The sequence below is a fragment of the Lentzea sp. NPDC051838 genome (genome assembly GCF_040681245.1).
In the GTDB taxonomy this organism is placed as follows: Bacteria; Actinomycetota; Actinomycetes; order Mycobacteriales; family Pseudonocardiaceae; genus Lentzea.
Window position 1 is genome coordinate 17,477 of sequence record NZ_JBFAYI010000016.1, and the last position, 23,714, is coordinate 41,190.

The window sequence follows — 23,714 nt, forward strand, 5'->3', positions numbered from 1 at the left end:
TCACTCTCCTCCAGACGTCATCCGGGCGATCGACGACAGCGGAACCGTCAACCACTCCGGCCTGTTGGCGTGCTCGTAAGCGACCTCGTAGACCGCCTTGTCCAGCTCGAACGCGCGCAGCAGGTGCGCGTTGTCCCGCGGGTCGGCCGCCACCTCGGCGTAGCCGTCGCAGAACGCCGCACGGTTGCGCTTCGTCCACTCCATCGCGCGGTAGGCGAGCTGGTCGTCATCGGGCTGGCCGATGAGCAGCTGCCGTGCCGCGTAGTCGAACGACCTCAGCATCCCCGCCACGTCGCGCAACGGCGACTTCAGCATGGTGCGCGTCTCGACGCTGGCCGCGGGCTCGCCCTCGAAGTCGATCAGCAGCCAGCCGTGCACGGTCCGCAGCACCTGGCCCAGGTGCAGGTCGCCGTGGATGTGCTGGATGGGGATCTGCCCGAGGTGCTTGCGGGCGTCCTCGAACGTCGCCCGCAGCGGCTCCTCGTACCTGGCGAGCTCCGGCACGGCCTGCAGCGTGGCGTCGAGACGTCGTTGCATGCCCTCGATCGCACGCCCGACCGCGTCGTCGTCGGCCAGGCGCGTGCCCAGCGCCTGAGCCAGATCCGCGTGCACCTTCGCGACGGCGTGGCCGAGCCGCCCCGCCTCACCGGCGAAGTCGCCGCCGACCTCGAACGCGTGCAGGTCGGCCTCGGCCATCAGGTCGCGCACCGACGTGGTGGCCATGGCCCAGCCCTCGACCGCGTCCGGCAGGAACTCCTGCAGCATCGCGAGCGTGACCGTCTCACCGTCCAGCGTCGTCGAGATCGACCCCAGCGGCTGCGCGATGTGCTCGCAGCCGACGGACCGCAACGCCCGGTGCAGCACCAGGTCGCGGTTCTCGCCGCGCGCGAGCTTGCGGAAGATCTTCAGGATGTACTGCTGGCCGTAGATCAGCGACGTGTTGGACTGCTCGACGCCGATCGGCCTGCCGCGCAACGAGGTGCGCAGCTCGACTCCTTGCTCGTGCGCGAACGTGATGCCGTTCGCGCGCTCGCCGGCCGCGATCTTGGTCAGCAGTAAGCCGTTGCGTTCGGGATCGGACGTCGCGTCGAAGCCGTCCGAGTGCTCGCTGATGATCAGCTGGTACTGCTCGGTGCGGCCGGGCTGTTCGACGTCGACGATCACGTGCACCAGGTCGTCGGACAGCGCGGTCGTCCTCAGTGGACGGACGGCGTCGATCGGGCGGTCCTTGCCCCCGAACCAGCGCAGGGTGGGCAGGACGTCGGGCAGCGTCTGGACCAGCTTGTCGGTGAGCTCGTCGGGATCGATCACGCGGTTCACCTCATCTCGCTGTCGTCGCCCGCCTCTACCAGCTGGAACCAGTAGAAACCGTGACCGGGAAGGGTCAGCAGGTACGGGAGTTCCCCGATCGAGGGGAACTTGACACCTCCCGTGAGCTCCAGCGGCGTGTAGTCGCGGTGCTCGGAGAGGTCCAGCTCGACGGGTTGCGGGAAGCGGGACAGGTTGTTCACGCAGAGCACGATGTCCTCGCGGCCGTCCGGGCGCTTCCACAACCGCTTGTACGCCAGCACGCTCGGGTTCGAGCCGCCCAGCTCGGTGAAGTCGCCTTCCGCGAACGCGTGGTGCTGCTTGCGCACCTCGATCATCCGGCGGGTCCAGTTGAGCAGCGAGGAGGAGTTGTTGAGCTGCGCCTCGACGTTCAGGCCCTGGTAGCCGTAGACCGGGTCCATGATCACCGGCAGGTAGATCCGGCCGGGGTCGCAGCTCGAGAAGCCCGCGTTGCGGTCCGGAGTCCACTGCATCGGCGTGCGCACGGCGTCGCGGTCGGCGAGCCAGATGTTGTCGCCCATGCCGATCTCGTCGCCGTAGTAGAGGACGGGCGAGCCGGGCAACGACAGCAGCATCGCGGTGAACAGCTCGTGCTGGTTGCGGTCGTTCTCCAGCAACGGGGCCAGCCGGCGACGGATGCCGATGTTCGCCTTCATCCGCGGATCCTTGGCGTACTCCGCGTACATGTAGTCACGTTCCTCGTCCGTGACCATTTCCAGCGTCAGCTCGTCGTGGTTGCGCAGGAAGATGCCCCACTGCGCGTTCTCCGGGATCGACGGCGTCTGCGCCAGGATCTCCGAGATCGGGAACCGCGACTCGCGCCGCACCGCCATGAAGATGCGCGGCATCAGCGGGAAGTGGAACGCCATGTGGCACTCGTCGCCGCCGATCTCCGGGTTGCCGAAGTACTCGACGACGTCCGACGGCCACTGGTTCGCCTCGGCGAGCAGCACCCGGCCGGGGAACTCGTCGTCGACGACCTTGCGGCACTTCTTCAGGAACTCGTGCGTGCGCGGCAGGTTCTCGCAGATCGTGCCTTCCTCCTCGAAGAGGTACGGCACGGCGTCGAGGCGGAACCCGTCGATGCCGAGGTCGAGCCAGAAGCGCAGGGTGTCGAGCATCGCCTCCTGCACGTCCGGGTTCTCGTAGTTGAGATCCGGCTGGTGGCTGAAGAAGCGGTGCCAGAAGAACTGCCCGCGCACCGGGTCGTACGTCCAGTTCGACGACTCCGTGTCGACGAAGATGATCCGCGCGTCGCTGTAGCGCGAGTCGTCGTCGCTCCACACGTAGTAGTCGCCGTACGGGCCGTCCGGGTTCTGCCGCGACTCCTGGAACCACGGGTGCGCGTCACTCGTGTGGTTGAGGACGAGGTCGGTGATCACGCGGATCCCGCGCCGGTGCGCCTCCTCCAGCAGGTACACGAAGTCCTCGACGGTGCCGAACTCCGGCAGCACCGCGCGGAAGTCGCTGATGTCGTACCCGCCGTCGCGCAACGGCGACGCGTAGAACGGCGGCAGCCAGAGGCAGTCGACGCCGAGCCACTCCAGGTAGTCGAGGCGGGAGGCGAGTCCTCTGAGGTCACCCGTGCCGTCGCCGTTGGAGTCGCTGAAGGCCCGGACCAGGACCTCGTAGAAGACGGCGCCCTTGAACCAGCTGGGGTCCGGGGGTGCCTCCTTCGCCGATTTGAAGTCCTCGGCCTGGGGCTCTACCAGGAAGCCGTCGTCGTCGATGGCCTCTCCGGTGTGCGGTGTTCCTTCCAACCCGAGCGCAGCGTCGGGACGGGAGTCGTCGACCATGATGCCCACCTCGTCGGGGGTTGTGCGGTTGATCAGCTGAAGCGTCGCTGCAGGCTCACGACGTGCGCGGTGGCACGCCACGGCTCGAGGCGGACGTAGTTGGCCTGACCCCAGTCCCAGGTCTCGCCGGTGACCTCGTCGTGCGCGATCACGCGCTCGTGCCAGTCGAACCCGAGCGAGGGCAGGTCGAGGTACAGCGTCCCCTCCTGAGCGTTGCTCGGGTCGAGGCTCACGACCACGACGACCGTGTCGCCCGTTTCCGGGTCGCGCTTGGAAAAGGCGACCAACGCGTCGTTCTCGATGTGCTGGAACTTCAGCGTGCGCATCTGCTGGAGTGCCGGGTGCGCCCTGCGGATGTGGTTCAGCTTGCGCAGCCACGGTTCGAGGCTCCGCCCGTCCGCCAGTGCACGGGCGTAGTCACGAGGCCGCAGCTGGTACTTCTCGGAGTTGAGGTACTCCTCGCTGCCCGGCTTCACCGCTTCGTGCTCGAACAGCTCGTAGCCGCTGTACACGCCCCAGCTCGGGGCGAGCGTGGCCGCGAGAGCCGCCCGCAGCCCGAACATTCCGGGGCCGCCGTGCTGCAGCGACTCGTGCAGGATGTCCGGCGTGTTCACGAAGAGGTTCGGCCGCGCCTCGTCCCAGTGGTCGCGGATGTCCTCGCCGAACTCGATCAGCTCCTGCTTGCCCGTCCGCCACGTGAAGTACGTGTAGGACTGGGTGAAGCCGAGCTTGGCGAGACCGTAGAGCCGCGCGGGACGGGTGAAGGCCTCGGACAGGAACAGCGTGTCCGGGTAGACCTCCTTGACCTTCCAGATCAGCCACTGCCAGAAGTCCGGTGGCTTGGTGTGCGGGTTGTCGACCCGGAAGATCCGCACCCCGTGCTCGGCCCAGTGCAGCATCACGCGCAGCACCTCGTGGTAGAGGCCCTGGGGGTCGAGGTCGAAGTTGATCGGGTAGATGTCCTGGTACTTCTTGGGCGGGTTCTCCGCGTACGCGATCGTCCCGTCCGGCCGGGTGGTGAACCACTCCGGGTGCTTGAGGACCCACGGGTGGTCCGGCGCGCACTGCAGCGCGAAGTCGAGCGCCACTTCCATGCCGAGCTCTCGCGCGCGTTCGACGAGCGCGTCGAAGTCCTCGATCGTGCCGAGCTCGGGCGCGATGGCGTCGTGGCCGCCCTCGTCCGCGCCGATGGCCCACGGCGAACCGCAGTCCTCCGGGCCGGCGACGAGCGTGTTGTTGGGGCCCTTCCGGTTGACTCGCCCGACCGGGTGGATCGGCGGGAAGTAGACGACGTCGAAGCCCATCGCGGCGACCCGGTCGAGCTCCTTGGTCGCCGTGGCGAACGTGCCGTGCACCGCCTGGCCGGTCTCGTCGATCCCGCCGGTGCTGCGCGGGAAGAACTCGTACCAGGAGCCGAACGCGGCCTGCCTGCGGTCGCACCAGATCTTGTGCGTCTTGCCCTTGGTGATCAGCTCGCGCACCGGGTGCTCGAACATGATCTTCTGGACGTCGTCGGCGAGGGCCGGTGCGACGCGTTCGTTGAGAGGGCGGTCTTCGTCGCGGAGTGCTTCCGCCGCGGACGTGAGCAGTGCTCGCTCTTGCCTGCGATCGGGTCGCCTTGCCACCCGATCGAGTAGCAGTGCACCGAGTTCAAGATCGTTTGCGAGATCACCGGGGCCTTGTCCGGCCGCGATCTTCACCTCAACGGCGTGGTTCCAGGTGCCCCAGGGGTCACTCCACGCATCGATCCGGAACGTCCACGCGCCCTGCTGGTCGGGAACAACCGTGGCACCCCAGCGATCGAGGCCGATTCCGACCTCGTGCATTCTCGTCTGCCTGGCGACTCGGTCGTTCGGTCCGCGCCACGTGACTGTCGCCGCGAGCTTGTCGTGCCCCTCGCGCCAGACTGTGGCCTCAACCGGAATGTGTTCTCCCACAACGGCTTTGGCTGGATATCTGCCAGCCGACACCACCGGGGATACGTCGTCGATACCGAGTCGTCCACTCATCGGCAGCGCCCTTCCGCCGTGTCGCTCCGCGTCGTCAGTAATCCTGCCTTGCTCGATCAAGCGGCCTGTCAGCGGGTTACCCCTTGTAGATCCGTACCCCGCACTTGTCGATCGCACACCTTGGGTCAGGTTTGTGTCCAGGGTCTGTGGGCATCACATGGCCACTTCATGTCATCTTCATGTGGACCGTTCGCCTGTAACTCACATCGTTGCGAATGGCCTACAGGTAGCCTCCCGCGCGTGAACAAGCTTGGCGACCGCTACGTCCTCCTCGACCAGCTCGGCGCCGGTGCGATGGGCGTCGTGTGGCGAGCACGCGACGAGCTCCTGCACCGGGACGTCGCGGTCAAGCAGATGCTCCTGAACGACGTGCAGCCGGCGGAGGCCCACGAGGCCGTGCAGCGCGCGATGCGGGAAGGCCGCATCGCCGCGCGGCTGCAGCACCCGAACGCGATCGCCGTGTACGACGTCGTGCTCGACAACGGCAAGCCGTGCCTGGTCATGGAGTACCTGCCGTCCAAGAACCTGTCCGCGATCCTCGACGAGCGCGGGCCGATGCCTCCGCTCGAGGCCGCTCGCATCGGGTCGCTGGCCGCCTCCGCGCTGGCCGCCGCCCACAGCGCCGGGATCGTGCACCGCGACATCAAGCCCGGCAACGTCCTCATTGGACGCGACGGCCTCGTCAAGATCACCGACTTCGGCATCTCGCGCGCGCTGGGCGACGTCGCCGTCACCAAGACCGGCATGCTCGCCGGCACGCCCGCGTACCTCGCGCCGGAACTCGCCCGCGGTGCCGAGCCCGCGCCGCCGTCGGACGTGTTCTCGCTCGGCGCGACGATCTACGCGATGACCGAGGGCGAGCCACCGTTCGGCAAGAGCACGAACGACCTAGGCCTGCTCTACAAGGTCGCGCGCGGCGAGACCCGCCCGCCGATGCGCTCGGGCCCGCTCACCCCGCTGCTCGTGCGCATGCTGGCCAACGAGCCGTCGCAGCGCCCGACCGCGGCCCAGGCGGCGGCGGAGCTGAAGGCGATCTCCGAGGGCAACGCCGTCCCGGCCACCGCCGTGATCCCGCCGCGGCCGATGACGCCGCCGTCCGGCACCGCCGTGATGGGGGCCGGCCCGCGCACGCACAACACCATGCCTCCGCAGGGCCCGCGCACCCGTCCGCCCGCGCCTCAGCCCGCGTACGACGACTACGACGACTACGAGCCCGAGCCGGCGCCGAAGAAGAGCCGAGGCCTAGCGATCGCCGCCGCGGTCCTCGCCGTGCTCCTGATCGGCGGCCTCGCGTACGTGCTGATCAACAACTACGGCAAGGACAACAACAGCGCCGCCGGCCCCAGCACCACGACTACGAAGCCGACGACGCAGAACACCCCGGTGCCGACGACCGACAAGCCGACGTACACGACCGACAAGCCGACGCCGACGACCGAGCCGAGCAAGCCGTCGTCGGCACCGCCCGCCACCAAGTTCAGCAAGGCTCAGGTCACCCAGTTCGTGCAGCGGTACTTCTCGAAGCTGCCGCAGAACGCCGCCGAGTCGGTCGTGTTCTGGGCGCCGGACGAAGCCCCGAGCGCGAACTCCGAGAAGGAGTACTGGGGCGAGTACACCAAGGTCGCGCTCAAGGGGAACCCGCTGGTCACGGCGTCCGACGACGGCACGTTCCAGGTGACGCAGGCCGCCGACCTGACCGCCGCGGAGACGAACAAGACCTCCACCGAGGAGTACACGATCAACATCGACGGCAAGGGCGCCGAGCTGCAGATCGTCAAGATGAACCGGCCCTGACCTGCCACTCGACGTCGGATCCGCGGTCGCCGTGCTCGACGAACCGTTCCAGCACGGCGATGACCACGCCGATGGGGTGCTCGCAGCCCGCGGGGAAGTCCTCGGTGGTGTCCTCGTCGGTCTCGTAGGTGACGGGCTCGCCGTTCGTCCCGCCTGACGTGATCCACTCGGTGCCGTCCGTCCACAGTGCGAAGCCGACGCCGGGACCGAGGCCGAGCGTCAGCGTGACCTCGCCACGCGTGTACGACCAGCATTCACGTTTGGCGGCGCGGTCGGTCGCACGCGTGTGGACGTACATGAGGAACTCGCGAGCCAACTCGGACATGACTCCAGATTCGCACTCAGACGTGGAAGTGGCGATCGCCGGGCTCGACGAGACCGGGGTGCGCAGGACGTTCTCGATCCAACGGTCCACCGATGAACCGGAGGAACAGGACGTTCAGTACGGAATGGACTCCTACTGCGTCTCGACCGAACGCGGCGCCACCCTCTACGGCTGCCTGAGCCGGGTTCGGCTGGACGGCGTGCTCCTCACGCTGGAGTTCACCGCAGAGGACGCGGAGATCCTGGAGATCTCGCCGACTGTTGTGATCGATCTTCACGACAAGGCGACCGGCCTCGCCGACCTCCCGGCGAACCTCCGCCGCCTCCTCGACTGGGGCGCCACCGCCAAACGCCCCGAGCTGCGCTTCTGACCTGCTCACGGCCGGTCCCCGTCTTGACCGGTTCTGCAAGTCGTTGCAGGTGTGACCGGGAACGTTGTCAGGCACTCAGGGGTGGCAGGTAAGTTCGCTCGTCATGCGAGCACTTCGCCGGTTCACCGTCCGAGCCAGCCTGCCGGAGCCCCTGTCCGCGCTGAGCACGCTCGCCACCAACCTGCGCTGGACGTGGCACCCGCCCACGCAGGACCTCTTCGCCTCGATCGACTCCCGCGTCTGGTCCGAGGTCGGTGGCGACCCGTTGCGCCTGCTCTCCGTCGTCGACGCGGGGAGGCTGGAGGCACTCGCGAGAGACGAGCAGTTCCTGCTGAAACTGCACGCGCTCGCGTCCGACCTGGAGCGTTACGTCGAGGGGCCGCGCTGGTACCAGCGCCGGCAGGACGAGATCGCCCAGCGCCGTGAGCACGGAAGCACGAAAGACACCCCGTTGCCCACGAGCGTCGCGTACTTCTCGATGGAGTTCGGCGTGCACGAGGCGCTGCCGAACTACTCGGGCGGCCTCGGCATCCTCGCCGGCGACCACCTCAAGGCGGCCTCTGACCTGGGCGTTCCGCTGATCGCGGTCGGTCTGCTGTACAGGTCGGGGTACTTCCGGCAGTCGCTGTCGCTCGACGGCTGGCAGCAGGAGCACTACCCGTCGCTCGACCCGCGCGGGTTGCCGCTGGAGCTGCTCACCGAGCCGTCCGGGCTGCCGCTGCTCGTGCACGTGGCGATGCCGGGCGACCGGATGCTGCGCGCCAAGATCTGGCGGGCGCAGGTCGGCCGGGTGCCGTTGCTGCTGCTCGACTCCGATGTGGAGCAGAACGACGAGGACCTGCGCGGCGTCACCGACAGGCTCTACGGCGGCGACCAGAACCACCGGATCCGCCAGGAGATCCTCGCTGGCATCGGCGGCGTGCGGGCCGTGCGGACGTTCTGCGAGCTCACCGGGCACGCGCAGCCCGAGGTCTTCCACACCAACGAGGGCCACGCGGGCTTCCTCGGCCTCGAGCGGATCCGCGAGTACATCACCAACGACGGTCTCGACTTCGACCAGGCGCTGACGGCTGCGCGCGCGGGTGCCGTGTTCACCACGCACACGCCCGTGCCCGCCGGCATCGACAGGTTCCCGGTCGATCTGGTCCAGCACTACTTCGGCGCGGAGAACCTCGTGCCCGGCGTGAACACCCAGCGCATCCTCGCGCTCGGCGCCGAGGACAACCCCGGCATGTTCAACATGGCCCACATGGGGCTGCGGCTCGCCCAGCGCGCCAACGGTGTGTCCAAACTGCACGGTGAGGTCAGCCGCGACATGTTCCGCGGGCTCTGGCCGGGCTTCGACGCCACCGAGGTGCCGATCGGGTCGGTCACCAACGGCGTGCACGGGCCGACGTGGGCCGCGACCGAGATGAACAAGCTGCTCGGCGCCAACGAAGCCGACAACCAGAGCGCCGGGCTCGGCTTCGGCGCGTTCGAGCCGGTCACCGACGCCGGGCTGTGGGAGCTTCGCAGCACCCTGCGCGGCCGCCTGGTCAACGAGGTCCGCCGCAGGCTGCGGGAGTCGTGGCTGCAGCGCGGCGCGTCAGCCCTCGAACTCGGCTGGACCGACGGCGTGTTCGACCCCGGCGTGCTGACCGTCGGGTTCGCCCGGCGCGTGCCGACGTACAAGCGCCTCACGCTGATGCTGCGCGACCCGGAGCGCCTGCGGAACCTGCTGCTGCACCCCGAACGGCCCGTGCAGCTCGTGGTCGCGGGCAAGTCGCACCCGGCCGACGACGGCGGCAAGGCGCTGATCCAGCAGATCGTGCGCTACGCCGACGACGCGGGCGTGCGGCACCGGATCGTGTTCCTGCCCGACTACGACATGTCCATGGCCCGGTACCTGTACTGGGGCTGCGACGTGTGGCTCAACAACCCGATGCGCCCCCTCGAAGCGTGCGGCACCTCAGGCATGAAGGCCGCGCTGAACGGTGGCCTCAACCTGTCCATCCGGGACGGTTGGTGGGACGAGCTCTACGACGGCTCGAACGGCTGGGCCATCCCGACCGCGGATGGCGTCAACGACCCGATCCGCCGCGACGACCTCGAGGCCAACGCCCTGTACGAGCTGCTCGGCCAGCAGGTCGCGCCGCTGTTCTACGACCGCGGCGAGGACGGCGTGCCGACCCGCTGGATGTCGATGGTCCGGCACACGCTGGCCTCGCTCGGGCCGGTCGTGCAGGCCTCGCGCATGGTCCGCGAGTACGTGGAGACCTACTACGCCCCGGCCGCCGCGTCCGCGCAGACCGTCGTCGGCGAGGGCTTCCGCGGCGCGAAGGAGCTGTCCGCCTACCGGCACCGGCTGCGCGCGTCGTGGACGCGGGTGCGGGTGCTCGACAGCGACCTGGTGCTCGGCGGCTCGTCCGTGCCGGTGCTGGGCGCGCCGGTCATCGTGCGGGCACGGGTGGAGCTGGCAGGGCTGGAGCCGTCCGAAGTGGACGTTCAGGTCGTGCTCGGCAAGGTGTCGCACGACTCCGACGAGCTCAAGGACATCGTCACCGCGCCGATGAGCTACGCGGGCAACGGGAACTACGAGGCGGAGGTGCCGTTGCCGCACGCCGGAGCGCTCGGCTACACCGTCCGCGTGCTGCCGCGGCACGGCCTGCTGGCCACCTCGGCGGAGCTCGGCAGGGTCGTTCTGGCCAGCTGATCGCCGGCTGATCACTAGTTGATCGCTTTACGAGATCAACACAGGGCATCCAGTTCGCCTTCAAACGGCGGGCTGGATGCCCTGATGTGTCCGTCTTCCTTGTTTCCTGTTCACTGCTCGTGACCTGCTCCAGGCGTGCGCTCGATTCAGTGGCTTCCCTCAATCGAATGAGTACTTTTTCGAGTGGGTGAATTCGCGATCTCCGCTGGTAGGGGCCGGTGACCGGGCATACGCTCGTCCACATGGAATGAACCGCACCAGAATTCCTGTGATGGCATTCCCGGCGCGGCTCCAGTGAATTGCGCATTGAGGAAGAAGGTAGCCGTGAAGAAAACGATTACCGCACTCTCGCTCGTCGCAGCTCTGTTCACCGCGTCATCGACCCCGGCTGCCCTGGCGACGCCCGCCGCACCAGAACTACCGGCCGCTTGTGCGGGTCTTGTCACCGACCTCGCCGGAAAGCTCACGAAAACCGTCACCAGTCTGTTGCCCCTGCCCAACCTGGGCGCGGTGACACCGTTGATCGGCGACCTGCTCGGCCTGGTGTCGGCGCTGCAGAGTTCCGGCTGTCTGCCGGCACTCCCGGTGAGCGCGCCGGTGCCGTTGCCGGTGAAGGCGGTCGAGTACACCGGTCCTGTCGACCAGTGCCTGCCGGTCGTGCTGAACCTGATCTCGTCCATCGCCGGTCTCGGCGGCACGGTCCTCGGCGCCCTGGGAGGCGGGCTGCCGGACGTCGGAAAGATCACCGGGATCCTGACGACACTGCTCAAGACGGTCACCGACCTGTTGCAGAAGTGCGGCCTGCCGGTACCCGCGGGTGGTCTGCCGTCGCTGCCCATCCCGTTGCCCGTCGAGTAGAGCTGATCAGCACGCGGGGTGGGAAAGGGCCCGTCACCGATCTCGGTGACGGGCCCTTTCCCGTGTGCGCTCCGTAGTATTCCGCGCAGTCGGGAATAGCGGTGACGACCTGCCTCGTCACCCATTTGTCGCAGTCCAAGCGCTTTTTGTAATTGCACACAATGGTGCGACCGATTCGTTTTTGCTCGGATGATGTGGTTAACCTGCGATTGCTCGATCCGCTGCAAGCAGAACGGAAAACCGCAGATGATCAAGAAAGCAATCGTCCTCGGAGTCGCAGTCGCCGGTATGGGTCTGTTCGCCTCTGCCGCACAGGCCGCGCCCTACCAGAGCCGCGACGTGCTGGACACGCAGCTCGTTGGTCCCATCACGATCACCGCGCTGTCGCACAACCCGTGGACGCACGGCAACGGCAACGTCACCGGATCGGGCAACATCGGGGGGAATGGCAACAACGTCGGAAACAACAACAACGGAGGCATCGGCAACAGCAACGGTGGCGGCGGCAACAACGTCGGCGCGGGCAACTCGGGCGGGAACGGCAACAATTCGCCCGGTTTCCCCGGCTGAAAAATGATCTAGCGCTTCAGCTGATCTCCAGACGGGCGCGGGTCGCCGCCACCCGCGGGTTCCAGCCCGCGAGCTCGTGTGCTTCGGCCGCGAGCTCGCGGGCCTTCGCGTTGTTGCCGTCCGCCATCCACGCCCGCGCGATCGTGATCAGGTCGTCGGCCCGCCCGAGCGCGTTCTCGCTGCTCTCGGCCGCCCACCCGGCGAGCTGCCTGGCTTTCGCGGTGTCGCCTTCGAGCAGCGCGATGACCGCCAGCGTCCCGTTCGACCGGTGCTTCGGATACCCGGCCTCGTAGGCGTTGCCGAGCATGCTGCGAGCCGTCTCCAGCCCGACCTCCGCGGGGAACTGCCCGGCCTCGACCGCCTGCACCGCGACACCGGCTGTGGTCGCCATGACGAACGCCAGCTCACGCGTGCCGAGGTCGGTCCGCCCGTTCAGCCCCACCACGGTCTGCAGCGCGTCGAGGTACTTCTCGCGGGCACACGCCGTGACGACCTTGAGCCCGACGACGGTGAGCAGGTCGGGGTGGTCCTGCGCCAGCTCGGCGTGAATCCGCTCGGCCTCGTCGAGGTCACCGCGGTGGTAGGCGTCCATGCCGGCGAGCACCCGCGGCCGCGCCTCCAGCTCACCCAGCCGCCGCCCGGTGAGCTTCGGCAGCGAGAACACGAACCAGCCGAGACTCGTGTTCCCGGGCTGCTCGACCGGCACGAGCTGGAGCAAGAAGCACGCGGTGGCGGCGAGCGCGAGACCCTTGCCGAACGCCGACCCGGTCGCGAACCAGGTGGCGGCCGCGATCGCCGCGCAGAAGAAGATCGAGAACGCTCCGGTGAGGACGGTCCGCCTGCGCACCCCCGGCTTCAGTCCGGTGATCCCGATCGTGGCCAGCACCGGGATGTTGCGCAGCACGATCCGCCGGTGGGTGTAGGTCCACGACTTGAGCTCGCTGCCGATGCCGATGATCAGGTGGGTGATCCGCAGTCCGAAGAGGACGGCACCGAGCGCCAGACCCGCCTGCACCGCCGTGAGTTCGAGCAGCAGCCCGACGAGGGCTCCGGCGAGGCCGACGTACCAGTCGGGAAGGCTCCAGGCGATCGTGCCGATCACGACCAGGGCCGTCACGACCCAGCGCACAACTGTCACGGTTCCCAGACGCTACCGGCGTGACCGCGGTTCCACGTGCGGATCAGACGACAGCCTGCGAGCCGCCTTCTCTGATGGGCAGTCCCGCCGCACGCCAGCCCCGATACCCGCCCACGAGATCCGTGGCGTTCGGCAGCCCGATCCGTTGCAGATCCCTGGCCGCCAGCGACGACGAATACCCCTCGTTGCACACGACGACCACGGTCGTGTCCGCGGTGAACCCGGGCAGTCGCCAGTCACCGGTCGGGTCGAGGCGCCACTCCAGCACGATCCGCTCGACCACGACGGAGTTCTCGATCTCGCCCTCGGCCAACCGGTTGTGGGCAGGCCGGATGTCGACGATCAGCGCGTCCTCCAGCTGGTGAAGCTCCTGAGGTTCGAGGCGCTTCAGGTGCGTTCGCGCCTCGTCGAGGATGCGGTCGACGTTGCTCACGGGCCCTCCTGGTCGGCCAGCTGACGCAGTTCGGCCAGCGGAAGGCGCTGCGCGGGCAGCGGCGGGATCGAGTCGGGGATGTCGAGCAACGAGGCGTACTCGCGGGTCGGCACGAGCGGCGGCGAGTAGGCGTGCACGGTCGCGGCCGGCGCGTCGAACGGGTTGGTGACCTGGTGCGCGCGTCCTGAGCCGAAGCCGATGGCCTCGCCGGTGCCGCGCACGGCGGTGCGGATCGGGCCCGCCGGGTAGCGGTAGTCCTCGTTCAGCTTGCCGGTCAGCACCGTGAACGAACCCGCGGAGCCGCCGTGGTCGTGCGGTTCGGTGCCCTGTCCGGGCAGCCACGACAGCAGCCACAGCTCGACGCCCTCGGTCAGGCCGAGACGCGCCCACCAGCGGCGTTCGGTCGAGTAGTCGAGGATCTGCAGCAGTCCGGTGGTCAGCTCGCTCGCCACGAACGAGGTGAGATTGCGCAGCTCACGTGGGGTCCACAGGTCGCGGGACGGGTGGATCACGTCGCGCAGCAGCTGGGTGTCCAGCGCCGGGTGCACATCGAATTGATCATGATCGGCGTACGTCGAAGTCACGCACTCGCTCCTGGGGTCGCGTCGCTCTTACGGGGGTAGCGATCAAGACGCGACGCAGGGCGCTCGGGTCAGCGCGTGCGTCGCGTCGAGCTACACCCGCACGACGCCACGAGAACGAGATCGATCGTGCGGTCAGTCCAGCAGTAGACGACCACGACCGTGATGGTGCCAGACGAGTTCGGAAAGTGGCTAGAGCGTCCACGGAGTGATCTGTGGTCTTCACCAGAGCTTGCGACCGGCCGACTCCGGACCGTAGTCAGGTCGTCATGGAGCTCAGTCGCCGAAAGGCGCTCGCACTCGGTGCCGCCGCAACCCTGCTGCCCACGGGCACGGCTCACGCGGCCGCGCCACCCGCGATCTTCTACTCACCGCACCAGGACGACGAGTCGCTCGCGATGGCCGGCTCGATCCGCGAGCACAAGGAAGCCGGCCGCCAGGTGATCCTGGTGTTGCTCACGCGGGGTGAGAACGGCGGGTTGCTGGACATCATGAACGGCACCGCGGACTGTCCGTTGGGGACGGATTGCCCCGGCGGTGGTTCACACAGCTTCGGACTCGTGCAGGACGACGTCGTCCGCGGCCGCACCGCCGAGTTCAGGGCCGCGGCGGCCCGTCTCGGCGTCGACCGGGTGGTGGTGCGGGACCGTCCGGACTCGGCGTGGACCGACTACGCGGGGTTCGTGCGGGAGGTCCGCGACACGATCCTGGAGTTCGAGGCCCGCTATCCCGGCGCGTCGCACAAGCTGGTCAACGGCTACCGCGACGTGGTCCACGGCTGGGATCCGAACGAGCCGAACCTCACGCACAAGGCGTGCCGTGAGGCCGCGGAAGGCCTCACGGGCCTCGATCTCCGGTTCTACTGGGTCTACGGCTACACCTACCCGCTTGAGCAGCGCACCGCCGACTACGTGCTTCCGTTGAGCGACAAGCAGTTCGCGCGCAAGCGGCAGGCGCTGGCGGAGTACTCGCGCTGGGACCCGAGGCGCGGCAGGTACGCGCTCGGGTACCACAGCGTCGGCAAGCTCATGATCGACCCGGCGGCCGCGGATCCGCACGAGTACATCGATCTGCCTCAGTCGGTTTCCCGGTAGTAGTAAGGGAAAGGGTCGTTCGGGAGGTGCACCGGGAGCGCGCCGCGCAGTTTGGCGTCGAGCTCGGTGCGCACCCGCCACTGGCCGTTCGGCTTCAGCACGGCGACTCCCTGCCACGGGAAGACGTTCGTGAACTTGTTGACCAGGTGGAAACCCCACTGGCCGGGCTTCGGGTGCACGGTGCCGCGGATCGACTGCGGGTAGTAGCGCGGCACCATGTTCATGATCTTCAACGTGTAGAGCGTGAGCGTGAACCGCAACGCGTACTCGTCGGCGCGCTTGAGGATGTGGTCGCCGACGGCGCGCATCTCCTCCGCCGCTTCGGCGACGTCCTCACCGGCGACCGTGCGCGAGAGCACCTGGCTCAGCAGGTGCACGGCCTCGGCGTGGGTGTTCATGTTCGCCGTGAGGTTGCGGACGAGGTACTTGCGATGCGCGTCGTCGGTGTTGTCCTCCCACCACTTGCGCACCTTGGGTTCCAGGCGTGCCTTCACGTCGTCGAACTCGTCCTGCACCGACGCCACGACGTCGTCGAGCATGTCGACCATCGTGATCGTCTTCTCGGCGTCGAGGTCGCGGATCATCCGCTCGGCGTCGGCCCGGTAGCAGCGCGCCTCGTGGTCGCTGACGCCGAACAACGGGCCGTAGATCATGCCGTCGCTGATCACGTGCATCACCGCGCCGGGTTCGTGCACGAGGCTGATCGCGTGGCTCAGCTCGAGCAGCCGCTGCAGGTTCAGCAGCTCGGCCATGTCGGGGGAGCGGCGGCGGACCTTCACCGGGTTCGGGATCTTGAACGGGTACGACGGCAGCGTCACCGGGATCGGCGTGCCCTGTTCGACGTGCAGGCGCAGGGTGTCCTGCCACAGCTCCCAGTTCTCGGTGAACCTGGTCTTCTCGACGCTGCCCGCCCGGTACCGCCCGCACGCCATGATCTCGAAGATCCGCCTGGCGGGGTCGTCGATCCGGTTGAGCTTCGGCGCGATCTTGCCGATGAACGCCTCCGCCTCGGCCAGCGCGGTCTCCCGAATTGACTTGTGGTCAATCGACTCGACGACCTCGGGCTCGGGTTCGGTCACTCCGAGTGCTGCCACTCCGCCGCGCACGGGTTCCGTCGGGCTGAGCATCACGAACCACGGATCCACCGTTTCCACATCGAGCACGGCGTTGCTCCCTCGCAGTTGGCGACAAACGAGTGCGGCGCGGATTTGTTGCTATTCTCGGCAGAGATCTCCGCCGCTGCCAAGGGCTGAAAATCGCCACTGGGGGAGGGATCCGGCCAATGCGCAAGGTTGTCGTGTTCGTGCCTGAAGGTGCAGTGCTGCTCGACCTCGGGATGGTGTCCAGGGCATTCGAGGACGACCTGTCCGAAGGTGCGGTCCGATACCAATTGAGATATGCGTGCCTCAATGGGCAAAACGTGCGAACGTCGAACCGGCTGCTTATTGAGACGCATGGTGGACTCGAACTGCTGCGCTATGCGGACACCGTTGTCGTGCCCGCGTTCACCAGCGTCAACCGTTCCGTCACGGTGGAGCTGGCGGCGGCGCTGCAGGCGGCGCGGGCGGCCGGTGCGCGGGTAGTCGGGCTCTCGACCGGCGCGTTCGTGCTGGCAGAGGCCGGTGTGCTGAACGACGGCGTGGCCGCGGTCAGTGCCGAGTGGGCAGACGTGTTCGCGCGCCGGTTTCCGCAGGTCGACGTTGCTCCCGGGGCGCCGTACGCCGAGTGGGAAGGTGTTTGCACGTCGAGCGACACGGCCGGAACCGTGGCGTTGCTGCGGCATCTCACCCGGCGTGACTCGGAAGGTTTTCCTGTCCGATTGCTGTCGAATGGAAGTCTGAAAAGTGGGGAAACTGATAGCCTGTCCGCGCTTCGAGAATGGATTGTTCACAACCTCGAATCGCCGTTGTCGCTGGGTGAGCTCTCAGCGCGCGCACATCTCTCGCAGCGCACGCTGATCCGCAGGTTTCGAGCTGAGACGGGCCTCTCACCCGGCCAGTGGATCCTGGCGCGCCGCATCGACACCGCGAAGACGTTGCTGGAAACGACGCAGGACACGGTCGACCAGATCGCCCGCTCTGTCGGATTCAGCGGTGCGAGCACGTTGCGCGATCATTTCAAGCGGATGACCGGAGTCACACCGGCGAATTACCGGGAATCAGCGCGGTACGCGGAGCAGCAGCAGTGAGCGCGGCTCCAGCGTCAGTTTCGACTTCGGCGCGACCGTGCCGGGATCGTTCGGGGAGCCGTCCGGCGTCGTCGTGTCGAGGAAGGGCTCGTACGACGGCCCGTACCGCTCGTGCGGCAGCGTCACCGTGATCGGGTCCGCGCCGGCGTGCATCAGCAGCAGCCACGAGTCGTCCGACACCAGCTCGCCGTCCCTCGTGCGCGACAGGCAGTTCGAGCCGTCGATGAACATGCCGAGCGTGCGGCGGCCCTCGTCGAACCAGTCGGTCTCGGCCATCTCCCGTCCGTCCGGCCGGAACCACACCAGGTCCGGGTTGCCGCTGGGCGTCGTGCGGCCCTCGAAGAACTCGGGTTGGCGCAACGCCGGCGAGCTGGACCTGAGGTCGATGACCTTCTGCGTGAAGCCGAGCAGCGCCTTGCCGGCCTCGGTCTCCGTCCAGTCCACCCACGATACCCGGTTGTCGAGGCAGTAGGGGTTGTTGTTGCCGCCCTGCGTCCGCCACATCTCGTCGCCCGCCACCATCATCGGCGTGCCGGTGGACAGCAGCAGCGTCGCGAGCTGGTTGCGCGCCTGCCTGGCCCGCAACGTGAGCACGTCGAGATCGTCCGTCTCGCCTTCCGCGCCGCAGTTCCACGACCGGTTGTCGTTGGTGCCGTCGCGGTTCTCCTCGCCGTTCTCCTCGTTGTGCTTGTCGTTGTAGGACACCAGGTCTCGCAACGTGAAGCCGTCGTGCGCGGTGATGAAGTTGATCGACTGCCAGGGCCTGCGCAGGTCGTCCGCGTAGAGGTCGGACGAGCCGCTGAGCCGATACGCCAGGTCGCGCACCGACGTGTGCCCGCGCCAGAAGTCCCTGACCGTGTCCCGATAACGGCCGTTCCACTCGGCCCACTGCACGCCGAAGTCTCCGACCCGATAACCGTCGCCCGTCGCGTCCCACGGTTCCGCGATCAGCTTCGCCCGGCACAGCACCGGATCCGTCGTGATCGCCGTGAGCAGCGCGCTGTCCCGGTCGAAGAACCCGCCGCCGGGCCTGCCCATCGTCGACGCGAGGTCGAACCGGAACCCGTCCACGCCCATCTCGTCGGCCCAGTACCGCAACGAGTCCGTCACCAGCCTCACGACCTGCGGCGACCCGGCGTCCAGCGTGTTCCCGCAGCCGGTGATGTCGACGGTGCTGCCGCCGCCCGCGTGCAGGTAGTAGCCCGGCGCGTCGAACCCGCGGAAGCAGAGGGTCGGCCCGTCCGGACCGCCCTCGCAGGTGTGGTTGTAGACGACGTCGATCAGCACCTCGATGCCCGCGGCGTGCAGCGCGGCCACCATCGTGCGGAACTCCTGGATCTCGTTGCCCGGCTCGCTCGCGTACGCCGCGTGGGGCGCGCAGTAGCCGAGCGGGGAGTAGCCCCAGTAGTTGCCCGCGTTCCGGCCGATCAGCGACGGTTCGTCCTGGAACGCCTGCACGGGCAGGAGTTCGACGCTGGTGACGCCGAGCCTCGTCAGGTGCTCGACCGCCGCCGGGTGCGCCAGGCCGAGGTACGTGCCGCGCAGCTTCTCCGGGATGTCCGGGTGGTTCTTCGTGAAGCCCTTGACGTGCATCTCGTAGATGACGGCTTCTTCGAACGGCACCTCGGGCTTGACGCCGGTGTCCGCGCCGCCGGGTGAGCTCACGACCGACAGAGGAACTGAGCCGAGCGAGTCGATCGCCGACGGAGGGCCGTGCATCGGGTCGCCCACGTACCCGAGCGACGCCCTGAGGTTCGTGATCTTGCCGGAGATCTGGCGCGCGTACGGGTCGACGAGGAGCTTGGCGGGGTTGCACCGCAGGCCTCGGCCCGTGTCATACGGGCCGTGCACGCGGAACCCGTACTTCTGCCCAGGCGTCACGCCGGGGACGAGACCGTGCCACACGCCGAACGTGCGCTCGGTCAGCTCGACCCGCTTCTCCGTCCCGTCGTCGTTGATCAGACAGACCTCTACCGCATCGGCGACATGGGACGTCACCGCGAACCGGACACCGCCTGCCTCGGCGTGTGCCCCCAGTGGGAACGGACGGCCTGCCAGCACCTCGGACTCGGGTCGCGTAGCCATACCTCCGATCTTGGCATCCGTCACCGGCAAAAAACTGGAGAGTTCACACCGGCGGCGCAGTCGGTCTGCCTATCGCGGTTGTCCCACCGTCACGCAGGGTGCACCCGGGCCCGACTCCAGCTCCGCCGGACCCGTTCGGAAGAATGCGAGGCGTGGCGGACGTCGACGTGACAGATCTGGTCGTGCACATGGCGGGCGTGTCTGTCCGCCGAGGCAAGAACACGCTGGTCGGCAACATCGACTGGAGCGTGGAACTGGACGAGCGCTGGGTGGTGCTGGGCCCGAACGGCGCCGGCAAGACCACCCTGCTCCGGCTCTCCAGCGCTGAGCTGCACCCGACCAAGGGCAAGGTCCACCTCCTGGGCGAACGCCTGGGCAAGACCGACGTCCAGGAGCTCAAGCCGCGCATCGGCCTGTGCTCCGCGGCCCTGAACGGCCGCGTCCCCGGCGACGAGAAGGTCGTCGACCTGGTCGTCTCCGCCGGGTACGCGGTGCTCGGCCGCTGGCGCGAGGAGTACGGCAGGCAGGACACCGACCGCGCCCGCGAGCTGCTCGGCACGCTCGGCATCGAGCACCTCGCCGACCGCCTCTACGGCACGTTGAGCGAAGGCGAGCGCAAGCGCACCCTGATCGCCCGCGCGTTGATGACGGACCCCGAGATGCTGCTGCTCGACGAGCCCGCCGCGGGCCTCGACCTGGGCGGCCGCGAGGACCTCGTCGCGAAGCTGTCCGAGCTGGCCCTCGACCCGGACGCGCCGGCGATGGTGCTGGTCACGCACCACGTCGAGGAGATCCCGCCCGGCTTCACGCACGCCCTGCTGCTGCGCGAGGGCTCGGTCGTCGCTCAAGGCCTGCTCGAGGACACCCTCACTGAGGAAAACCTCTCAAAGACGTTCGGTCAGGACCTCGAACTGCAAAAGTCGGGGGAGCGGTTCTTCGCCCGCCGAAAGGTCTGAGAAGCTACCGCCGGGTAACGTGACACTGCCGTCGCGACTAACTGTGGAGGGCTGCGTGGCTGAGTTCGTGAGGCTGGAAGTCGAGGACGGGATCGGCACGATCCGTCTGGACCGGCCGCCGATGAACGCCCTGAACCGGCAGGTGCAGACCGAGCTCCAGGCCGCTGCGCGCGAGGCCTCCGAGCGTTCGGACGTCTACGCGGTCATCGTCTACGGCGGCGAGAAGGTCTTCGCGGCCGGTGCGGACGTCAAGGAGTTCGCGCAGATCTCCCACGCCGAGATGACGCTGCGGGCCAAGGGTCTGTCAGACGCTCTGGGTGCTCTTGCGTCTGTGCCGAAGCCGACGGTCGCCGCCCTGACCGGGTACGCGCTAGGTGGCGGGTTCGAGGTCGCGCTGGGGTGTGACCGCCGGATCGCCGGTGACAACGTCAAGGTCGGCCAGCCCGAGATCCTGCTGGGCCTGATCCCCGGCGGTGGCGGCACGCAGCGCCTCGCCCGGTTGATCGGTCCTTCGAAGACCAAGGACCTGCTGTACACCGGCCGGTTCGTCGGCGCCCAGGAGGCGCTGGAGATCGGCATGATCGACGAGGTCGTGGCGCCGGACGACGTGTACGCGGCGGCGGTGCGCTGGGCCAAGCAGTTCGTCAACGGGCCGGTTCTGGCGTTGGCAGCGACGAAGGCCGCCGTCGACGGTGGTCTGGACACCGACCTGGAGTCGGGCCTGAAGTTGGAGAGCCACCTCTTCGCGGCGCTGTTCGCGACGGAGGACAAGAAGGCGGGCGTCGAGTCGTTCATCGAGAACGGGCCCGGGAAGGCGAAGTTCAGTGGCAACTGATCCGGCACCGAACCCGCACGCTTCGGCTGCGGAGGTCGAGGCGGCCTACAAGGACACCAAGCTCGCCCAGGTGCTCTACCACGACTGGGAAGCGGGCACGTACGACGAGAAGTGGTCGATCTCCTACGACGACCGCTGCATCACCTACGCGACGGACCGCTTCCGCGCCGCCGCCGGTGACGTCGGACCGTACGAGCACGCGCTGGAACTGGGCTGCGGCACGGGTTTCTTCCTGCTGAACCTGATGCAGGGCGACGTGATCAAGAAGGGCTCGGTCACCGACCTGTCGCCCGGCATGGTCGAGGTCGCGCTGCGCAACGCTCAGCACCTGGGCCTCGACGTCGACGGCCGCGTTGCCGACGCCGAGCGGATCCCGTACGACGACAACACGTTCGACCTCGTCGTCGGTCACGCGGTGCTGCACCACATCCCCGATGTGGAGACGGCGATGCGCGAGGTGCTGCGGGTTTTGAAGCCCGGCGGCAAGTTCGTGTTCGCGGGCGACCCGACGAACATCGGCAACTTCTACGCCCGCAAGCTCGGCCAGGCGACGTGGTGGCTGACCACCAACATCACCAAGGCCGTGCCTGCTCTGGGTGGGTGGCGTCGTCCGCAGGAGGAGCTCGACGAGTCCTCCCGTGCCGCGGCGCTCGAAGCTGTCGTCGACCTGCACACGTTCGACCCGGACCAGCTCGAGGCCACGGCTCGTCGCGCGGGCGCGGTTGACGTGCACGCCGTGACGGACGAGCTGTCGGCGGCTCTGTTCGGCTGGCCGGTGCGGACGTTCGAGGCCGCCGTGCCGCGCGAGAAGCTGGGCTTCGGGTGGGCGATGTTCGCCTACCGCACCTGGCAGAACCTCTCGTGGGTCGACCAGAACGTGCTGTCGAAGGTGCTGCCGCGCGAGGTGTTCTACAACGTGTCGGTCACCGGCAAGAAGTCTTCCTGAGTTGGGGTACGCGTTCACCTCTGCCGACGTGGAGTTCCTTCGGTCTGCCGCGGGAGTCGCCGCTGTGGCCGAGGTGGACGCGTTGCCCTTCACCGACTCTTCCCGCTTGCACGACGTAGGTGTCGCTCGCAAGCTGCTGGGTGCTTCTTTTGCGCCCGTTGTGGAAACCGTGCTGCTGCGCCGTCGTGCTTCGTCCAAACTGGACTCTTCTGCCGGCTGGCTCTTCACCGACGACGCTCTCCAGCAGGCCACCGCTTCTGCCGTCGCCCGGCATCGTGCTGTGCGGTTCGCCGGTCGCGATGTTCACGACGTGACCTGTTCTGTGGGCGCGGACCTCTTCGAGCTGAGTGCCGTCGCTTCGCGGTGCATCGGCTCGGACCTCGATCCGGTCCGGCTTGCCATGGCGCGCAACAACGTTCCGGGTCGGCTGGTCGTCCAGGCCGACGCTCTGCGCCCGGTCTCGCGTGCTTCGGCCGTCACCGCGGACCCGGCCCGTCGTGACTCCGCCGGCCGCCGCAAGTGGCACCCTGCCGACTTCGTGCCGCCATTGGACGAGCTGTCTTCTGTTTATGCGGGCGTCGATCTCGCGGTGAAATGTGCACCCGGCATCGACTTCGCGGTCGCACCCTGGGCCGACGAGATCGAGCTCGTGTCGCTCGACGGCTCTGTCCGCGAAGCCTGCCTGTGGACTCGCGGCCTTGCCACAGCAGGGGTTTCGCGCCGCGCGACCGTGATCCACGGCGACTCGTCGTGGACGATCACGGACGCCGAACCCGACGACTGCGCCGTGGCCGAGCCCGGCGAGTGGCTCATCGACCCGGACGGCGCGGTCGTGCGCGCGGGCCTGGTCCGCCACTACGCGGCGCGCCACGGCCTTTGGCAGCTCGACGAACGCATCGCGTACCTCAGCGGAGACGTTGCGCCCCCTGGCATCCGCGCGTTCCGCGTGCTCGAACACGGCCACTACACCGAGAAAGCCCTCAAGTCGTTGCTGAAGACGCGCGGGATCGGCCGGTTGGAGATCCTGGTGCGCGGCCTGGACGTCGACCCGAACACGCTCCGCAAGCGACTCAAGCTCTCCGGTGCTTCCGAGGCAACGGTGGTGCTGACCCGCGTCGGCTCAAAGCCGGTGTTCCTGCTCTGTTCCGCTGAGCGCACCTAGCGCCAGGTCGAGCCGGGCCTCGTGATGGCTGGGCCGCAACCGTTTGCCGTGCGTGAGCGTGGCGATGCCGTGCAGCGTGCTCCAGAAGACCTCGGTGAGCGTCTCCAGATCCCTTTCCCCCGCAACGGGTTGGACCGCGGCCACGAGCTCGCCGAACGCGTCGCGCAGCTCCTGCGGGATCTCGTCGGTGCCCCACGGCAGGTCGACCTCCAGCACGAAGATCGCGGCGTACAGCGCGGGCCGCTTCTCCGCGAACTCGAGGTACGCCTCCGCCGCGGCCCGCAGCCGTGACTCGCTCTGTTTCGGCCTCGCCTGGCGCAACAGCCGGGCCAGCTCGCCGCACCCCTGGATCGCGACCGCCCGCACGATCGCGTCCTTGCCCTTGAAGTGGCTGTAGAGCACCGGCTGGCTGTACTCGACCTTCTCCGCGAGCCGGCGCGTGGTGACCGCCTCCCAGCCCTCGGCCTCAGCCAACTCCCTGGCCGCGTCGATGATCAGCTGGTGACGTTCCGCGCGTTCCCGCTCGCGCCGGTTCTGGATGCTCACGCTTCCA

21 protein-coding genes are annotated in these 23,714 nt (G+C 68.1%); 11 read left to right on the top strand and 10 right to left on the bottom strand.

The features are described from left to right. Genes AB0M24_RS28970 through AB0M24_RS28980 form a run of 3 tightly spaced genes read right to left on the bottom strand, consistent with a single transcriptional unit; the run spans position 1 to position 5,134 of the window. Positions 1-1,311, bottom strand: coding sequence for an aminoglycoside phosphotransferase (locus tag AB0M24_RS28970; protein ID WP_363774636.1), 1,311 nt, complete (start codon positions 1,309-1,311; stop codon positions 1-3). A gap of 5 nt (positions 1,312-1,316) precedes the next feature. Further along, on the bottom strand, positions 1,317-3,125 hold the full coding sequence (gene treS, locus AB0M24_RS28975) for a maltose alpha-D-glucosyltransferase (RefSeq protein ID WP_363774639.1): 1,809 nt from the start codon (positions 3,123-3,125) through the stop codon (positions 1,317-1,319). A 32-nt stretch (positions 3,126-3,157) separates the two neighbouring features. After that, on the bottom strand, positions 3,158-5,134 hold the full coding sequence (locus AB0M24_RS28980) for a maltotransferase domain-containing protein (RefSeq protein WP_363774642.1): 1,977 nt from the start codon (positions 5,132-5,134) through the stop codon (positions 3,158-3,160). A gap of 240 nt (positions 5,135-5,374) precedes the next feature. On the opposite strand from AB0M24_RS28980, the gene AB0M24_RS28985 reads away from it, so the two are divergent. Next, positions 5,375-6,928 (top strand): serine/threonine-protein kinase, encoded by a 1,554-nt coding sequence (locus tag AB0M24_RS28985; protein ID WP_363774645.1) that lies wholly within the window; start codon positions 5,375-5,377, stop codon positions 6,926-6,928. Here AB0M24_RS28985 and AB0M24_RS28990 read toward each other — a convergent pair. Then, positions 6,909-7,253, bottom strand: a complete 345-nt coding sequence (locus AB0M24_RS28990) for an Imm1 family immunity protein (RefSeq protein ID WP_363774648.1) — start codon at positions 7,251-7,253, stop codon at positions 6,909-6,911. The two genes, AB0M24_RS28985 and AB0M24_RS28990, sit on opposite strands and share 20 nt — an antisense overlap. Before the next feature lie 22 nt (positions 7,254-7,275). Here AB0M24_RS28990 and AB0M24_RS28995 point away from each other — a divergent pair, with 22 nt between their 5' ends. The 4 genes from AB0M24_RS28995 to AB0M24_RS29010 all read left to right on the top strand — a co-directional run bounded on the left by AB0M24_RS28995 (position 7,276) and on the right by AB0M24_RS29010 (position 11,743). Continuing rightward, complete coding sequence (locus AB0M24_RS28995) at positions 7,276-7,623, top strand: Imm10 family immunity protein (protein WP_363774651.1); 348 nt, start codon at positions 7,276-7,278, stop codon at positions 7,621-7,623. A gap of 103 nt (positions 7,624-7,726) precedes the next feature. Then, positions 7,727-10,315: an alpha-glucan family phosphorylase gene (glgP, locus tag AB0M24_RS29000; protein WP_363774654.1), complete on the top strand. Its 2,589-nt coding sequence runs from the start codon at positions 7,727-7,729 to the stop codon at positions 10,313-10,315. 324 nt (positions 10,316-10,639) lie between these two features. Next, a complete protein-coding gene (locus tag AB0M24_RS29005) occupies positions 10,640-11,173 on the top strand; it encodes a hypothetical protein (RefSeq protein ID WP_363774657.1) in 534 nt (177 codons plus the stop codon). Positions 11,174-11,419: 246 nt separating this feature from the next. Next, positions 11,420-11,743 (top strand): hypothetical protein, encoded by a 324-nt coding sequence (locus tag AB0M24_RS29010; RefSeq protein WP_363774660.1) that lies wholly within the window; start codon positions 11,420-11,422, stop codon positions 11,741-11,743. 16 nt (positions 11,744-11,759) lie between these two features. Here the strand turns inward: AB0M24_RS29010 and AB0M24_RS29015 are convergent, their stop codons facing one another. Genes AB0M24_RS29015 through AB0M24_RS29025 form a run of 3 tightly spaced genes read right to left on the bottom strand, consistent with a single transcriptional unit; the run spans position 11,760 to position 13,898 of the window. Beyond that, positions 11,760-12,881, bottom strand: coding sequence for a hypothetical protein (locus AB0M24_RS29015; RefSeq protein WP_363774663.1), 1,122 nt, complete (start codon positions 12,879-12,881; stop codon positions 11,760-11,762). 43 nt (positions 12,882-12,924) lie between these two features. Continuing rightward, complete coding sequence (locus AB0M24_RS29020) at positions 12,925-13,314, bottom strand: rhodanese-like domain-containing protein (protein ID WP_363774666.1); 390 nt, start codon at positions 13,312-13,314, stop codon at positions 12,925-12,927. Beyond that, on the bottom strand, positions 13,311-13,898 hold the full coding sequence (locus AB0M24_RS29025) for a cysteine dioxygenase family protein (RefSeq protein ID WP_363774668.1): 588 nt from the start codon (positions 13,896-13,898) through the stop codon (positions 13,311-13,313). The genes AB0M24_RS29020 and AB0M24_RS29025 overlap by 4 nt, the downstream gene beginning before the upstream one ends. Positions 13,899-14,164: 266 nt before the next feature. On the opposite strand from AB0M24_RS29025, the gene AB0M24_RS29030 reads away from it, so the two are divergent. Next, entirely contained in the window at positions 14,165-14,989 is an 825-nt protein-coding gene (locus tag AB0M24_RS29030; protein WP_363774671.1) for a PIG-L family deacetylase, read from the top strand. Here AB0M24_RS29030 and AB0M24_RS29035 read toward each other — a convergent pair. Beyond that, on the bottom strand, positions 14,971-16,152 hold the full coding sequence (locus tag AB0M24_RS29035; RefSeq protein ID WP_363774674.1) for an L-tyrosine/L-tryptophan isonitrile synthase family protein: 1,182 nt from the start codon (positions 16,150-16,152) through the stop codon (positions 14,971-14,973). The genes AB0M24_RS29030 and AB0M24_RS29035 overlap by 19 nt on opposite strands. 119 nt (positions 16,153-16,271) lie before the next feature. Between AB0M24_RS29035 and AB0M24_RS29040 the strand changes: the two genes are divergently transcribed. After that, positions 16,272-17,177, top strand: a complete 906-nt coding sequence (locus AB0M24_RS29040; RefSeq protein WP_363774677.1) for a helix-turn-helix domain-containing protein — start codon at positions 16,272-16,274, stop codon at positions 17,175-17,177. Here AB0M24_RS29040 and glgX read toward each other — a convergent pair. After that, positions 17,148-19,262: a glycogen debranching protein GlgX gene (gene glgX, locus AB0M24_RS29045; protein WP_363774680.1), complete on the bottom strand. Its 2,115-nt coding sequence runs from the start codon at positions 19,260-19,262 to the stop codon at positions 17,148-17,150. The two genes, AB0M24_RS29040 and glgX, sit on opposite strands and share 30 nt — an antisense overlap. Positions 19,263-19,450: 188 nt before the next feature. On the opposite strand from glgX, the gene AB0M24_RS29050 reads away from it, so the two are divergent. From AB0M24_RS29050 to AB0M24_RS29065, 4 genes are read left to right on the top strand one after another with little or no spacing between them, the layout of a single operon-like run. After that, positions 19,451-20,218, top strand: coding sequence for an ABC transporter ATP-binding protein (locus tag AB0M24_RS29050; protein ID WP_363775078.1), 768 nt, complete (start codon positions 19,451-19,453; stop codon positions 20,216-20,218). A 55-nt stretch (positions 20,219-20,273) separates the two neighbouring features. Further along, complete coding sequence (locus tag AB0M24_RS29055; RefSeq protein ID WP_363774683.1) at positions 20,274-21,053, top strand: enoyl-CoA hydratase-related protein; 780 nt, start codon at positions 20,274-20,276, stop codon at positions 21,051-21,053. Beyond that, on the top strand, positions 21,043-21,999 hold the full coding sequence (locus tag AB0M24_RS29060) for a class I SAM-dependent methyltransferase (protein WP_363774686.1): 957 nt from the start codon (positions 21,043-21,045) through the stop codon (positions 21,997-21,999). Before AB0M24_RS29055 ends, AB0M24_RS29060 begins: the two co-directional genes overlap by 11 nt. Position 22,000: 1 nt before the next feature. Further along, entirely contained in the window at positions 22,001-23,161 is a 1,161-nt protein-coding gene (locus AB0M24_RS29065) for a class I SAM-dependent methyltransferase (RefSeq protein WP_363774689.1), read from the top strand. Here AB0M24_RS29065 and AB0M24_RS29070 read toward each other — a convergent pair. Beyond that, positions 23,120-23,707: a TetR/AcrR family transcriptional regulator gene (locus tag AB0M24_RS29070; RefSeq protein ID WP_363774692.1), complete on the bottom strand. Its 588-nt coding sequence runs from the start codon at positions 23,705-23,707 to the stop codon at positions 23,120-23,122. The two genes, AB0M24_RS29065 and AB0M24_RS29070, sit on opposite strands and share 42 nt — an antisense overlap. Positions 23,708-23,714: the final 7 nt, after the last annotated feature.